At 63.8% G+C, this 13,490-nt stretch carries 14 protein-coding genes; 6 read left to right on the top strand and 8 right to left on the bottom strand.

Features of this window, described 5'->3' with window-relative positions; translation table 11 throughout:
• Positions 1 to 29 precede the first annotated feature (29 nt).
• Entirely contained in the window at positions 30 to 809 is a 780-nt protein-coding gene (locus IVB40_RS03765) for an SDR family NAD(P)-dependent oxidoreductase (RefSeq protein WP_027570246.1), read from the top strand.
• Between the two features lie 200 nt (positions 810 to 1,009).
• Positions 1,010 to 1,897: a TauD/TfdA family dioxygenase gene (locus IVB40_RS03760; protein WP_247818122.1), complete on the top strand. Its 888-nt coding sequence runs from the start codon at positions 1,010 to 1,012 to the stop codon at positions 1,895 to 1,897.
• 129 nt (positions 1,898 to 2,026) lie between these two features.
• Here IVB40_RS03760 and IVB40_RS03755 read toward each other — a convergent pair whose 3' ends face one another.
• Positions 2,027 to 2,671, bottom strand: a complete 645-nt coding sequence (locus IVB40_RS03755) for a YqgE/AlgH family protein (RefSeq protein WP_007605477.1) — start codon at positions 2,669 to 2,671, stop codon at positions 2,027 to 2,029.
• 142 nt (positions 2,672 to 2,813) lie between these two features.
• Between IVB40_RS03755 and IVB40_RS03750 the strand changes: the two genes are divergently transcribed.
• The 4 genes from IVB40_RS03750 (at position 2,814) to IVB40_RS03735 (ending at position 6,897) form a co-directional block, all read left to right on the top strand.
• On the top strand, positions 2,814 to 3,653 hold the full coding sequence (locus IVB40_RS03750; RefSeq protein ID WP_247465262.1) for a protein-disulfide reductase DsbD domain-containing protein: 840 nt from the start codon (positions 2,814 to 2,816) through the stop codon (positions 3,651 to 3,653).
• Between the two features lie 231 nt (positions 3,654 to 3,884).
• Positions 3,885 to 5,252: a flippase gene (locus IVB40_RS03745; protein WP_247818121.1), complete on the top strand. Its 1,368-nt coding sequence runs from the start codon at positions 3,885 to 3,887 to the stop codon at positions 5,250 to 5,252.
• A 53-nt stretch (positions 5,253 to 5,305) separates the two neighbouring features.
• Positions 5,306 to 5,542, top strand: coding sequence for a hypothetical protein (locus IVB40_RS03740; RefSeq protein ID WP_247818120.1), 237 nt, complete (start codon positions 5,306 to 5,308; stop codon positions 5,540 to 5,542).
• A gap of 530 nt (positions 5,543 to 6,072) precedes the next feature.
• Positions 6,073 to 6,897, top strand: coding sequence for a sulfite exporter TauE/SafE family protein (locus tag IVB40_RS03735; protein ID WP_027570242.1), 825 nt, complete (start codon positions 6,073 to 6,075; stop codon positions 6,895 to 6,897).
• 46 nt (positions 6,898 to 6,943) lie between these two features.
• On the opposite strand, the gene IVB40_RS03730 is transcribed toward IVB40_RS03735, so the two are convergent.
• From IVB40_RS03730 to IVB40_RS03700, 7 genes are all read right to left on the bottom strand, one after another.
• Complete coding sequence (locus IVB40_RS03730; protein WP_027570241.1) at positions 6,944 to 7,732, bottom strand: 3-hydroxybutyrate dehydrogenase; 789 nt, start codon at positions 7,730 to 7,732, stop codon at positions 6,944 to 6,946.
• 1 nt (position 7,733) lies between these two features.
• Positions 7,734 to 8,909: a patatin-like phospholipase family protein gene (locus tag IVB40_RS03725; RefSeq protein WP_027570240.1), complete on the bottom strand. Its 1,176-nt coding sequence runs from the start codon at positions 8,907 to 8,909 to the stop codon at positions 7,734 to 7,736.
• A gap of 78 nt (positions 8,910 to 8,987) precedes the next feature.
• On the bottom strand, positions 8,988 to 9,491 hold the full coding sequence (locus IVB40_RS03720) for a CAP domain-containing protein (protein ID WP_247283753.1): 504 nt from the start codon (positions 9,489 to 9,491) through the stop codon (positions 8,988 to 8,990).
• 91 nt (positions 9,492 to 9,582) lie between these two features.
• Positions 9,583 to 10,620 (bottom strand): sulfate ABC transporter ATP-binding protein, encoded by a 1,038-nt coding sequence (locus IVB40_RS03715; protein ID WP_027570238.1) that lies wholly within the window; start codon positions 10,618 to 10,620, stop codon positions 9,583 to 9,585.
• A complete protein-coding gene (gene cysW, locus IVB40_RS03710) occupies positions 10,610 to 11,521 on the bottom strand; it encodes a sulfate ABC transporter permease subunit CysW (RefSeq protein ID WP_027570237.1) in 912 nt (303 codons plus the stop codon). The genes IVB40_RS03715 and cysW overlap by 11 nt, the downstream gene beginning before the upstream one ends.
• A 9-nt stretch (positions 11,522 to 11,530) precedes the next feature.
• Positions 11,531 to 12,367, bottom strand: a complete 837-nt coding sequence (gene cysT / locus IVB40_RS03705; RefSeq protein ID WP_081747971.1) for a sulfate ABC transporter permease subunit CysT — start codon at positions 12,365 to 12,367, stop codon at positions 11,531 to 11,533.
• 36 nt (positions 12,368 to 12,403) lie between these two features.
• Complete coding sequence (locus IVB40_RS03700; protein ID WP_247818119.1) at positions 12,404 to 13,405, bottom strand: sulfate ABC transporter substrate-binding protein; 1,002 nt, start codon at positions 13,403 to 13,405, stop codon at positions 12,404 to 12,406.
• Positions 13,406 to 13,490: the final 85 nt, after the last annotated feature.

Raw genomic sequence — 13,490 nt, 5'->3', positions numbered from 1 at the left:
CAAGAACAAGCAGAGCACGAGGAAACACCATGTCCGATTTCAAACAGCTCAGCCGCTCCGTGAAGGGCCTGACCGTTCTCGTCACCGGCGCGGCCAGCGGCATGGGACGCGCAACGGCCCGCGTGTTCGCCACCGAGGGCGCCAACGTCGCCGTCACCGATTATGACGAGCAGGGCGCGCTGGCCGTGGCGAAGGAGATCGCGGCAAGCGGCGGAGCCGCGAAAGCCTGGAAGCTCGACGTGGCCGACGGCGATGAGATCAGGCGCGTGGTCGGTGACGTCGCGACGCATTTCGGCGGGCTCGACATCATCGTCAACAATGCCGGCATCTCCGTGCGCGTCGCGATCGACGACGAGGCCTATGAGGACGCCTGGGCTAGGGGTATCGCGGTGATGCTGACGGCTCATCCGCGCATCATCCGCGCCGCGCTGCCTCACTTGCGCAAGTCGAAGAGCCCGCGCATCGTCAACATCGCCTCGACCGAGGCGCTCGGCGCCACCGCTTTGCACAGCCCCTATTCGGCGGCGAAGGGCGGCGTCGCCAGCCTCACCCGCTCGCTCGCGGTGGAGCTCGGCCGCGAAGGCATCACCGTCAACTGCATCTGCCCGGGGCCGGTCCGCACCGCCATCACAGACAGGATCTCGGAAGAGCACAAGACCATCTACGCCAAGCGCCGCACTGCACTGGGCCGCTACGGCGACCCCGAAGAGGTCGCGCACATGACGCTGAGCCTGTGCCTGCCGGCAGCGTCCTTCCTCACCGGCGCGGTGATCCCCGTCGACGGCGGCCTGATGGCGCGCAACGCGTGAGCGGCACCAAAGGTGCGTAGCCTGGATGGAGCCCAGCGCACTCCGGGGTTCTCACCTCGCGGGAAGACTTCCCGATTTACGCTGCGCTCCATCCGGGCTACGGGCAGCTATGCGCGCCTAGCGTTGACATCGCTTGTTACGGGAGTAACTTTTTCACCGACAGAGCGGACCAACCGCTCGCGGTTCGCGGGAGAAACGTCATGACGATCGCCATCCGGCAGCTTCACAAACATTTTGTCGGCGAGGTTTCCGGCCTCGACCTGCGGCAACCTCTCACCGAGGCCGAGGCGCGCGAGATCGAAGCCGCCATGGACAAATATGCGGTGCTGGTGTTCCACGACCAGGACATCACCGACGAACAGCAGATGGCTTTCGCGTTGAATTTCGGCCAGCGCGAGGACGCGCGCGGCGGCACCGTCACGAAGGAAAAAGACTACCGCCTCCAATCGGGCCTGAACGACGTCTCCAATCTCGGCAAGGACGGCAAGCCGCTGGCAAAGGACAGCCGCGCGCATCTGTTCAACCTCGGCAACTGCCTGTGGCATTCCGACAGCTCGTTCCGCCCCATCCCGGCAAAATTCTCGCTGCTGTCGGCCCGCGTGCTCAACCCGAAGGGCGGCAACACAGAATTCGCCGACATGCGGGCGGCCTATGACCCGCTCGACGACGAGACCAAGGCGGAGATCGAAGATCTCGTCTGCGAGCACTCGCTGATGTATTCGCGGGGATCGCTCGGCTTCACCGAATACACCGACGACGAGAAGCAGATGTTCAAGCCGGTGCTGCAACGTCTCGTGCGCACCCATCCCGTTCATCGCCGGAGGTCGCTCTATCTCTCATCGCATGCCGGCAAGATCGTCGGCATGAGCGTCCCCGAGGGTCGGCTGCTGCTGCGCGATCTCAACGAGCACGCGACCCAGAGCGAGTTCGTCTACGTCCACAAATGGACGCTGCATGACCTCGTGATGTGGGACAACCGCCAGACCATGCACCGCGTCCGCCGCTACGACCAGTCGCAGCCCCGCGACATGCGCCGCGCGACGGTCGCAGGCACGGAGCCGACGGTCCAGCAGCAGGCGGCGGAGTAGGCGTTACTCAGCAATCGGTGTCATCGCCCGGCTTGACCGGGCGATCCAGCACTCCGAGACAGTTGTGATAGAACCGATGCGCCGCGGCGTACTGGATGCCCCGCCTTCGCGGGGCATGACAGCGAGGCGCTACGCGTGCCCGGCCTCGTTCGAGAGCATGCCGGGATCGATGCCGATCTTGCGCAGCGCGCGTCCGTATTTTTCGTCGACGTCGTCGCCGAAGATCAAATCCGAATCCGCGTCGCAATGCAGCCAGCCATTGCTCTGGATTTCGGTCTCGAGCTGGCCGGGCGCCCAGCCGGCATAACCGAGCGCGAGGATGGCGTGCTTGGGGCCGGAGCCGTTGGCGATGGCGCGCAGGATGTCGACGGTCGCGGTGAGGCAGACGCCGTCGTCGATCCGGAGCGTCGCGTTTTCGATGTAGAAATCGCTGGAGTGCAGCACGAAGCCGCGGCCGGTATCGACCGGACCGCCGCGCAGCACCTTCATGCTTTCGGCGTTCTCAGGCAGCTTGATGTGCTCGCCCTTGTTGATGATGCCGAGTTGCTGCAACAGCTCGGGGAAGTCGATGCTGCCGGCCGGGTGGTTGACGATGATGCCCATCGCGCCTTCGGCGGAGTGGGCGCAGAGATAAATCACCGAGCGCTCGAAGCGCTCGTCGCCCATCACGGGCATGGCGATCAACAGCTGGCCGTCGAGGTAGCCCGCCGAACTCGGGAGCGCGGGGGCTGACTTGCGGGTGCTTTCGCCCGTCCTCTTGCCTGTGGGAGCCATCGGTGAAGCACTCCGGTTTCAATTCCTATCCTGATGTCGGGCCGGGCCGCTGTCAAATCAAGGCTTGGAGGGCCTTGATTCAAGTGCATCCATCACAAGCAATTCAATGGTTTGCCGCGGGGTGACCCTGTAAAGACGTACCATGCTGACAAGAGTTCCCCGGCGTGCGGCGATTGGCGTCGCGACAACCCTGCTCGCGTCGTCGCTGGCGCTTGCGGCCCATGCCGACGATTCATCGCCGTGGCAGCGCGATGGACATTCCGCGGTGCGGTTGCTCGCGGGATCGCGCAGCGGCGCCGTCCTGCTCGGCGGTATCGCCTTCCAGATCCAGCCCGGCTGGAAAACCTATTGGCGCATGCCGGGCGATTCCGGCGTTCCGCCGCGCTTCGATTTCTCGAAATCCGACAATGTCGAGGCGGTGACGGTGATGTGGCCGGCCCCGCAGAAATTCGACGACGGCGCGGGCGGCCATTCGATCGGCTATCACGACCAGATCGTGCTGCCCCTGCGCATCATCGCCAAGGCGGCCGACAAGCCGGTGACGTTGCGCGCCGAGATCAATTATGCGGTGTGCGAAAAGCTTTGCATTCCCGTCGAGGCTCGCGCCGAGCTTGGCTTCAATAGCGTCGCCTCGACCGAGGACGCCAATTTGCGTGCAGCGCTCGACACCGTGCCCAAGCCTGCCACCATCGGCGATCCCAACCCGCTCACCATCCGCGACGTCAAGCGCGACGGGCCCAAGAATGTGGTGGTGGACGTCGTCGTGCCCGATGCGCGCACCGTCAATCTCTATGTGGAAGGCCCGACGCCCGATTGGGCGTTGCCGATCCCGGCGCCGGTCGAGCCCAGCCCACCGGGCGTGAAGCGATTTTCTTTCGAACTCGACGGACTGCCGCCGGGCGCCAAGCCCGACGGCGCAGCGCTGAAGTTCACGCTGGTCGGACCGGAGAAGTCGTACGAGTTCAATACCAACTTGGAGTGAGTGGTCGTCCCGGCGCAGGCCGGGACCCATTACCCCAGGGATTAGTTTGGCGAAGACTCCTTCTTTGGAACTGCTACCCAATTCCTCCTGACAGATCACGCGGTATGGGTCCTGGCATTCGCTAGGACGACATCCTTGATCCAACCGAATCTTAACGAATGGTTGCTAAGCCCCAGGGCTCCTGCGGCAAGTCTGCCGCAGCACTCGTGCGCGCCTCGGGGACCCTTCGAATTGGCCGTGATGGATGCAGAACCCGCAACGACCGGACCTGCCGGCCTCATCGCGCGGCTGCGCGAGAAATTAACGGGCGGGTCGAGCGAGGCATCGCTGACGCGGCGGCTGGCCGGCACCATCTTCGTCATCCGCGTGATCAGCGCGGGCCTTGCATATTTCTCTCAGGTCCTGCTCGCGCGCTGGATGGGGACGTCGGACTACGGCGTCTATGTCTATGTCTGGACCTGGGTGCTGCTGCTCGGCAGCATGATGGACTTCGGCATCTCGGCCTCCGCGCAAAAGATCATTCCGGAATACCGCGCCCGTGGCGAGCATGCGCTGCTGCGCGGCTTTCTCTCGGGCAGCCGTTGGCTGACCTTTGCCGTTTCCGCGCTGGTCTCGCTCGGCCTCGCCGGTCTCGTCAAATTGCTGTCACCCTGGATCGAGCCGGCCGAAGAGCTGCCGCTCTATATCGGCTGCATGACGCTGCCCGCTTTCGTCGTCGCCAACACCCAGGACGGCATCGCGCGCTCGCATGACTGGATGCAGCTCGGCCTGATGCCGCAATTCATCATCCGCCAGGCGCTGATCATCGGCATCACGGCCTGCGCCTTCCTGCTCGGCTATCATCTCGGCGCGGTCGCCGCGATGATCGCGAGTGCCGGCGCGGTGTGGATCGCGATGACCGGGCAGATGGTGGTGCTGAACCGCAAGCTCGCTGGTCACATCGAGCCCGGTCCCAAGGCCTACGACGTCAGCGGCTGGCTCGCCGTCTCGCTGCCGATCCTGCTGGTCGAAAGCTTCTACCTGCTGCTGTCCTACACCGACGTGCTGGTGCTTCAGCAGTTCCGCCCCTCCGACGAGGTCGGCGTCTATTTCGCCGTGGTGAAGACGCTCGCGCTGGTCTCCTTCATCCACTACGCGATGTCGGCGACGACCGCGCATCGCTTCGCCGAATACAATGCAAGCGGCGACAAGGCGCGGCTGTCGGCTTACGTGGCGCATGCCATCAACTGGACGTTCTGGCCGTCGCTGGCGGCGACCATCGTGCTGCTCGCGCTCGGCAAGCCGCTGCTCTGGCTGTTCGGGCCTCAATTCGTGGTCGGCTACGACATCATGTTCGTCGCCGCCATTGGCCTCGTGGTCCGATCCGCGATCGGCCCGGTCGAACGGCTCCTCAACATGCTCGGCCAGCAGAAGATCTGCGCGCTGGCCTATGCGCTGGCCTTTGCGATGAACCTGATGCTCTGCATCGCGCTGGTGCCGCGCTTCGGCGGCCACGGCGCTGCGGCCGCGACCTCGATCTCGCTCAGTTTCGAGACGGTGCTGCTGTTCTGGATCGTGCGACAGCGGCTGGGGTTGCACGTGCTGGCATTTGGGAAATAGCCGTCGGCTCAAGGCGATTGGATAGCCATCCGCCGCCTGATATAGTCGGATCCATGGTCGCAAGCGATCTACGAAACGTTCTGGAACGTGCCCAGACCTGGCCTGAAGAGGCCCAGAACGAGCTGGTCGCCATTGCCAGCGAAATCGAGAGTGAGCTGCTCGGCGGCGAGTATCTTGCGACGCAAGAGGAATTGCGGAGCATCGATTCGGCCTTGGCGTCCATAGATCGCGGCGAGGTCGCTACGGATGCCGAGGTTGCGGAGGCCTTCGCGAAATTTGCGCGGGGATGAAGGTCGTCTGGACGCGAGAGGCGCTTGCTGATCTCGCGGACATCGCGACCTATTATGCCAGCAACGCCAGCCCTGTGGTCGCCGAAGCTGTCGGCCGGAGATTTGTTGACGTCGTGGAGCGCGTCCGTCGCGCGCCTTTCTCGGCCACGCGTTGCGCACCGTTCCGAGGTTCGTGTCGCAGCGGTCGTCCGCTACCCATTCCGGATATTTACCGTGTCCGTGGCGACGTAATCCATATCGTCCACATCCGCCACACGTCCCGGCGACCGGTCGCGGGGCTGAATGAGCCCGGTAGGCAATATGCCTAGAGCGTTATCGGTTCTGATTGATCAGAACCGAAGCTCTGGATTCTTGTTTGACGTCTAACCGAATGTCTGTTTTGCAAGAGAGCGATGAATTGGAGAAAACACCTCCACTTCGGCCCCCTGCAGGAGGATTTTTCTTATTCGCTCCAATCTGTTGCGCTGCAGGGAATGTTTATTCTACGTCATATTGCCCAACTGACGAGATAAACCTAAGATTCCCTGGACATGATCGATCCACTCTACGTCGCCTCCGGATTCGGCGTCGGCCTGCTGGTCGGGATGACCGGCGTCGGCGGCGGTTCGTTGATGACGCCGCTGCTGATCCTGCTGTTCGGGATTCATCCATCGACCGCGGTCGGCACCGACCTGCTCTATGCCGCCGCCACCAAGACCGGCGGCAGCTTGGTGCATGGCTGGTCGCGCAGCGTGCACTGGCCGGCGGTGCTGCGGCTCGCCTGCGGCAGTCTTCCGGCGAGCGCGCTGACGCTGCTCGTGCTCTGGAAGCTCGATCTCAAGAGCGATTCCGAGCGCAATCTCGTCAACCTCGTGCTCTGCTTCGCGTTGCTGCTGACCGCGACCTCGCTGATCTTCCGCAGATCGATCATGGAGCGCTATCGCCGGCGCCTGGAGCAGGTCGATGACCGCACCACCGCGATCGCAACCGTCGTCACCGGAATCGTCCTCGGCGTGCTGGTCTCGATTTCATCGGTCGGCGCCGGCGCGGTCGGCGTCACCGTTCTGCTGCTGCTCTATCCGCGCCTGCCGGTGGCGACCATCGTCGGCTCCGACATCGCCCATGCCGTCCCGCTGACGCTGATCGCCGGAATGGGGCATTGGGCTCTTGGCGACGTGGATTGGGCGCTGATGGGCGTGCTGCTGTTGGGCTCGCTGCCCGGCATCATCGTCGGCAGCTTCAGCGCGACGCGCGTCCCCGAGACGGTGCTGCGCCTGACCCTTGCCTGCGTGCTGTTCGTGGTCGCCGGCAAGATCATGTTCGCGGAGCTGCACCTGTCCTCGGCATTCGAGACGGCGCTGGCCTGGACGCACTGAACGAAAACGGCGGAGCTCGGCTCCGCCATTTGCCAGCCGTCGCGCTCTACTCCGCGGTCCAGCCGCCGTCGATCGACAGGTTGCTGCCGGTGATCTGCGCGGCATCGTCGCCGCACAGGAACAGCGCGAGGGCTGCGACCTGCTCGGAGGTGACGAACTCCTTGGTCGGCTGCGCATCGAGCAGCACGTCGTTGATGACCTGGTCGCGCGTGAGATTGCGGGCCTTCATGGTGTCGGGGATCTGCTTCTCCACCAGCGGCGTCCAGACATAGCCGGGGCTGATGCAGTTGCAGGTGATCTTGCTGGTCGCGACCTCGAGCGCCACGGTCTTGGTCAGGCCGGCGATGCCGTGCTTGGCCGACACATAGGCCGACTTGAAGGGCGAAGCGACCAGCGAGTGCGCGGAAGCGGTATTGATGATGCGGCCCCAGCCCTTCTTCTTCATGCCGGGGACGGCTGCGCGAATGGCATGGAACGCCGAGGACAGGTTGATCGCGATGATCTGATCCCATTTCTCCGGCGGGAATTCCTCGATGGGCGAGACGAACTGGATGCCGGCATTGTTGACGAGGATGTCGACCGAACCAAAGCTCTTCTCGCCGAGCGCGATCATCCCGGCGATCTCGGTCGGCTTGGTCATGTCGGCCGGCGAATAGACCGCCTTCACGCCGAAATCGGACTCGATCTTGGCGCGCTCCTTCTCGATGTCCTCCGGCGAGCCGAACCCGTTGATGACGACATTGGCGCCGGCGGCGGCGAAGGCGCGCGCATAGGCAAGCCCGATGCCGCTGGTCGAACCGGTCACGACGGCATTCTTGCCTGACAGACTTCCCATATTACTCGCTCCTTTTTGGCGGGGGCGCAGTGACGTCCCCCGTGAGATCGTAGGTCACCATGGTCTCGCCGGATTGCGGCCGCTCGAGCCAGTCCTTGTGGCGCATCGACAGATGCACGTCACGCACGCCGGCTTCCCAATGCTCGACCATCGCGACATGCGAGAAATCGTAATCCTTGGACGAGGATTCGTAATTCTTGCTGCGGTAGATCAGGTGCACCACAGTCACAGTGCTTTCGCGCGATACCTTGGCAAGGAATTCCACGGAAGGGTCGTTCTTGAGATAATCGGGCAATTTGGAAATCAGGTCGCGCACGGCCCTGCGGGCGTTGTGCACCTGCTTGTTCTTGTCAGTGTTCATCCGCGTGCGGCTGGAGAAGCGGATGTCCTTCTCGCGCTCGGTCGCCTCGAGCAGCGAGGTCGGCAGATCGCCGCGCGCGCTGAACAGGTCGATCTGGAAGATCAGGAGATCGCGGTCGGTCTCGGCGTCCAGCACGTAGTCGAGCGGCGTATTGGAGGCGATGCCGCCGTCCCAATAATGCTCGCCCTCGATGACGATGGACGGAAACCCGGGCGGTAGCGCGCCGGAGGCCATGATGTGCTCGGGGCCGATTTTCTTGCCGAGCTTCCTGAACTCGAAATTGTCGAAATATTTGAAGTTGCCCGAGGTGACGCCGACCGCGCCGACCGACAGCCGCGTCTTCAGATCGTTGATGCGGTCGAAATCGACCAGTCGCTCCAGCGTCTTCTTCAGCGGTGCGGTGTCGTAATAGCTCTCGGCCTGCGGGCTGCCGGGCGGCCAGAGCGGCGCGGGCGGGATGCGCGGCGTGAAGAAGCCTGGCACGCCGAAGGTCGCGATCAATGCGGCGCTGGTCGAGTTGAACAGTTCGCGGCTGTGATCGCTCTTGCCGATCGGCTTCCACGGCACCGGCGCGGAGACCATCTCCCAGAATTCCTTGAGCCGCTTGACGCGCGTCTGCCCTTCGTTGCCGGCGATGATCGCGGCGTTGACCGCGCCGATCGAGATGCCGGCGACCCAGTCCGGCTCGAAGCCGGCATGGCAGAGCGACTGATAGGCGCCGGCCTGATAGGAGCCGAGCGCGCCGCCGCCCTGGAGGACCAGGACACGTTGCGCGTTCGCGGGGATTGTTGCGACTTCTGGACTATGATCGGTCATGCGGGAACAGTAGCAGATGGCGAGCGACCGTGGCGACAGTCTGCCGCGGCGTCAATGCATCCCGGGATCAAGTCTGGCTTATCGGGAGTCCGTCGAGGCCAGGATCATGGTCCAGAACACCTTGTATTTGGTGCCGGGAGCATAGCCCGCCGCGATGCCTAATTTTGTGACACCGCTCTTGAGCATGTTGGCGCGGTGGGGGGGCGAGTCGCGCCAACCCGAAAACGCTTCCGCCAGCGTGTGATAGCCAGCCGAGACGTTCTCTACTGCAACGGTCGCCGGATAGCCGCCGGCGCTGAGGCGCTTGGCCAGCGGCGCGCGGACGTCATGGTCCATCTTGTTGGCCGCTGCCATGGCTTGGGACTGGGATTCGGCGAGCCGCATCAATTCGGGGTCGATCACGACGGTCCCGAGCCCGTTGTTCTGGCGGTATTGCGAAATCATGATCGCTGCCGCCTGCGCATCGAGCTTTGCGCCCGGGACAGCCATATCGGCATACATCGAGGGTTGCTGGACCGGTGCTTCGTTGCCGGCGCAGCCGGCGAGCAGCAAAGTGATGAGTATTGCGGCCGCGGCGCGCATGAACAGGAGCCCCCAAATCAGGGGGCCGTTGTTGCATACCAACCGTGGCTGAAAGGTGAATATTGAGGAAAAATTGACCCTTTGATCCCGCTCAGGTGCCCGCAAATATCCGGTAGCGGCGGGGCTCCAGGCCGATCGTGTCGCCGGCGCGCAGTTCCCTGTCGCGGGGAGCGTCGATCTCGATGGTCTCGCCGCCAGCGAGTGCCACCTCGGCCCGCTGTACGGGACCGAAATTCCGGACATGCCGCACGGCGCCCTCGAAGGCCCCGCTGCCGGGCGGGCCGACCAGCATGTCGTGTCGCCGCACGAACAGTCTTGACGCGCCAGGCGCAAGCCCATCTGCCGCGAGCTGAAGCGGCCGGTCGCCGAGCGTGATGAGACCGTCGGCGATCAGCACCGGAAGCTCGATGGATTCGCCGATGAAGCTGTGGACGAAGGCGGTCGCGGGGCTCTCATAGACGTCATCGGGCGAGCCGATCTGCTCGATCTTGCCCTTGTCCATCACCACCACGCGGTTGGCGACTTCGAGTGCCTCCTCCTGGTCATGGGTGACGAAGATTGAGGTGACGTTGATCTCATGGTGCAGCGAACGCAACCATTTGCGCAGCTCCTTGCGCACCTTGGCGTCGAGCGCGCCGAAGGGTTCGTCGAGCAGCAGGATGCGCGGCTCGATCGCGAGCGCGCGGGCCAGCGCGATGCGCTGGCGCTGGCCGCCGGAGAGCTGGCTCGGATAACGGTCGGCGAGCCAGTCGAGCTGCACGAGATCGAGCAGCTCCTTGACGCGCGCGCGGATGGTCGCTTCGTCCTTGCGGATCGCGCGCGGCTGCACGCGCAGCCCGAAGGCGACGTTCTCGAACACCGTCATGTGGCGGAACAGCGCGTAGTGCTGGAACACGAATCCGACGTGCCGCTCGCGCGCCCCCTGCGCCAGCGCATCCTCGCCGTTGAAAGACACCTCACCGGAATCGGGCCAGTCGAGGCCGGCGATGATGCGCAGCAGCGTTGTTTTGCCCGAGCCGGACGGACCGAGCAGCGCCAGCAGCTCGCCGTCATTGACCTTGAGGTCGACGCCGTCGAGGGCTTTGAAGCTGCCGAACTTCTTGACGAGATTCCTGACTTCAATGCTCACTTGCGTCGTGTCCTTCGTCGAGGTGATTTTCCAGAACGGTTTTCGCGATCAGCGTGATCAGCGCCAGCATCGCCAGCAGCGAGGCGATCGCGAACGCCGCGACGAACTGGTATTCGTTGTAGAGAATCTCGACCAGCAGCGGCATCGTGTTGGTCTCGCCGCGGATATGGCCGGAGACCACAGAGACCGCGCCAAACTCGCCCATCGCGCGCGCGTTGCAGAGCAGGACACCGTAGAGCACGCCCCATTTGATGTTGGGCAGCGTGACGCGGAAGAAGGTCTGCAGGCCCGAGGCGCCGAGCGAGATCGCGGCCTCCTCCTCTTGCGTGCCCTGCTCCTGCATCAGCGGGATCAACGCACGCGCCACGAAGGGGAAGGTCACGAAGGTGGTCGCAAGCGCGATGCCGGGCACCGCGAACAGGATCTGGATATCATGATCGCGCAGCCAGCCGCCGAAATAGCCCTGCGCGCCGAACAGCAGCACGAAGACGAGGCCCGAGATGACGGGGCTGACCGAGAATGGCAAATCGATTAGCGTGATCAGGAAGGTCTTGCCCGAGAATTCGAATTTTGCAATCGCCCAGGCCGCGACCAGGCCGAAGACAAGATTGAGGCCGACGGAAATTGCCGCAACCAACAGCGTCAACTTGATTGCGGACAGCGCTTCCGGGTCGGCCAGCGCGGCGAAATAGGCGAGGACTCCCTTCGAGAAAGCCTGCGCGAACACCACGACCAGCGGCAGCACGACGAAGACAGAGAGAAAGGTCATCGCCAGCGCGATGATGACGATGCGGACCGCGCGCGGTTCGGTGCGCAGGTTGTTCCGCGCGGCCGCCGCATGCGCGCGTGCCTTGGCGTCGGGAGCCGAGAGCGAAACCGAATCTGCGATCTGCATCGTCATGATCCGCCCTCAGCGTGCCGGGATCCGGCTCTGCGCCCAGCGCTGGAGCCGGTTGACGGCGAAGATGATGACGAAAGACACGACCAGCATGACCACCGCGATGGCGGTCGCGTCGGCATAGCGGAATTCGGAGAGCCGGATCACGATCAGCAGCGGCGCGATCTCGGAGACGTTGGGCAGATTGCCGGCGATGAAGATCACCGACCCGTATTCGCCGACGGCGCGTGCGAAGGCGAGCGCCAGCCCCGTGAGCAGCGCCGGGCCGAGCGAGGGCAGGATCACGCGGATGATGGTCTGCCAGCGGCTCGCGCCAAGACTTCCGGCGGCCTCCTCGATCTCAGGGTCGAGGTCCTGGAGCACCGGCTGCACGGTGCGCACCACGAAGGGGATGCCGATGAAGATCATGGCGACGAAGATGCCGACCGGTGTGAACGCCACCTTGATGCCGGCCGCCGCAAGCGGCGCGCCGAGCCAGCCCTTCTCGGCGAACAACGCGGTCAGCGCGACGCCGGCGACCGCCGTCGGCAGCGCAAAGGGCACGTCGACGATGGCGTCGAACAGCCGCCTTCCCGGGAAGCGGTAACGCACCAGCGCCCAGACGATGATGCTGCCCATCACGAGATTGACGCAGGCGGCCGCAAAGGCGAGTCCAAAGGACACGCGCAACGCATTCAGGGTGCGGCGGCTGGAGAGGATGTTCCAGAACTGCTCGGGGCTCAGCTCAAGCGATTTCAGAAACAGGCCCGCGAGCGGAATCAGGATGATGATCGACAGCCAGGACAGCGTCAGCCCCATGGTGAGACCGAAGCCCGGCAATGTCCGGCGTCGTGCTGCGATTGCGCTCACCAGGCCCCCTGTTTAAGCCCCGCCGACAGCGCCCGATCAGTTCTTGTAGATCTGATCGAAGACGCCGCCGTCGGCAAAATGTTCCTTCTGCGCCTTGGTCCAGCCGCCGAAAAGTTCGTCGATCGTGAACAGCTCGACCTTCGCGAAGGAGTTTTCGTGTTTTTTGGCGATCTCGGGATCACGCGGACGATAGAAGTTGCGCGCCGCGATTTCCTGACCTTCCTTGGTATACCAATATTGCAGGTAGGCGTCGGCGGCGTTACGGGTGCCTTTTTTATCGGCAACCTTGTCGACGATCGTCACGGGCGGTTCCGCCAGGATCGAGAGCGGCGGCGCCACGATCTCGAATTTTTCCGGACCGAATTCCTTGAGCGCCAGGTACGCCTCGTTCTCCCAGGCGAGCAGCACGTCGCCGACGCCGCGCTCGACGAAGGTCACGGTCGCGCCGCGCGCGCCGGTGTCGAGCACCGGCACCTGCTGATAGAGCTTTCCGATGAAATCCTTGGCTTTGTCCGCCGAGCCGTATTTCTTCTGCGCAAAGCCCCAGGCCGCCAGATAATTCCAGCGCGCGCCGCCTGATGTCTTCGGGTTCGGCGTGATCACGGCGACGCCCGGCTTGAGCAGATCGTCCCAGTCCTTGATGCCCTTCGGATTGCCCTTGCGGACCAGAAACACAATGGTCGAGGTGTAGGGTGACGAATTCTGCGGCAACCGCTTCTGCCAGTCAGCCGTCGTGAGGCCTTTGCCCGCGATGGCATCGATGTCGTAGGCGAGCGCAAGCGTCACCACGTCGGCCTGCAATCCGTCGATCACGGCGCGCGCCTGCGAACCGCTGCCGCCATGCGACTGCTTGATCTCGACGCTCTTGCCGGTTTCCTTCTGATACGCATTCGCGAACGCCTTGTTGAACTCGACATAGAGCTCACGCGTCGGATCGTACGACACATTCAGCAGATTGATGTCAGCGGCGAGAGCCGAGCTTGCCAACAAGCCTGTCACGAGCAGTCCTGCAGCGAGCGGAACGATACGGCGCATCATGTCCATCTCCATTCACATCAATGACGTCGGCGTCATCGATGGCAGGCATAACTCGGGTCGAAACGCGCTTAAGTCAACGGAACCG

The organism is Bradyrhizobium sp. 40 (genome assembly GCF_023100925.1).
In the GTDB taxonomy this organism is placed as follows: domain Bacteria; phylum Pseudomonadota; class Alphaproteobacteria; order Rhizobiales; family Xanthobacteraceae; genus Bradyrhizobium.
The sequence above is the reverse complement of the archived record's forward strand: the minus strand, read 5'-3'. Positions and strand labels throughout refer to the sequence as shown.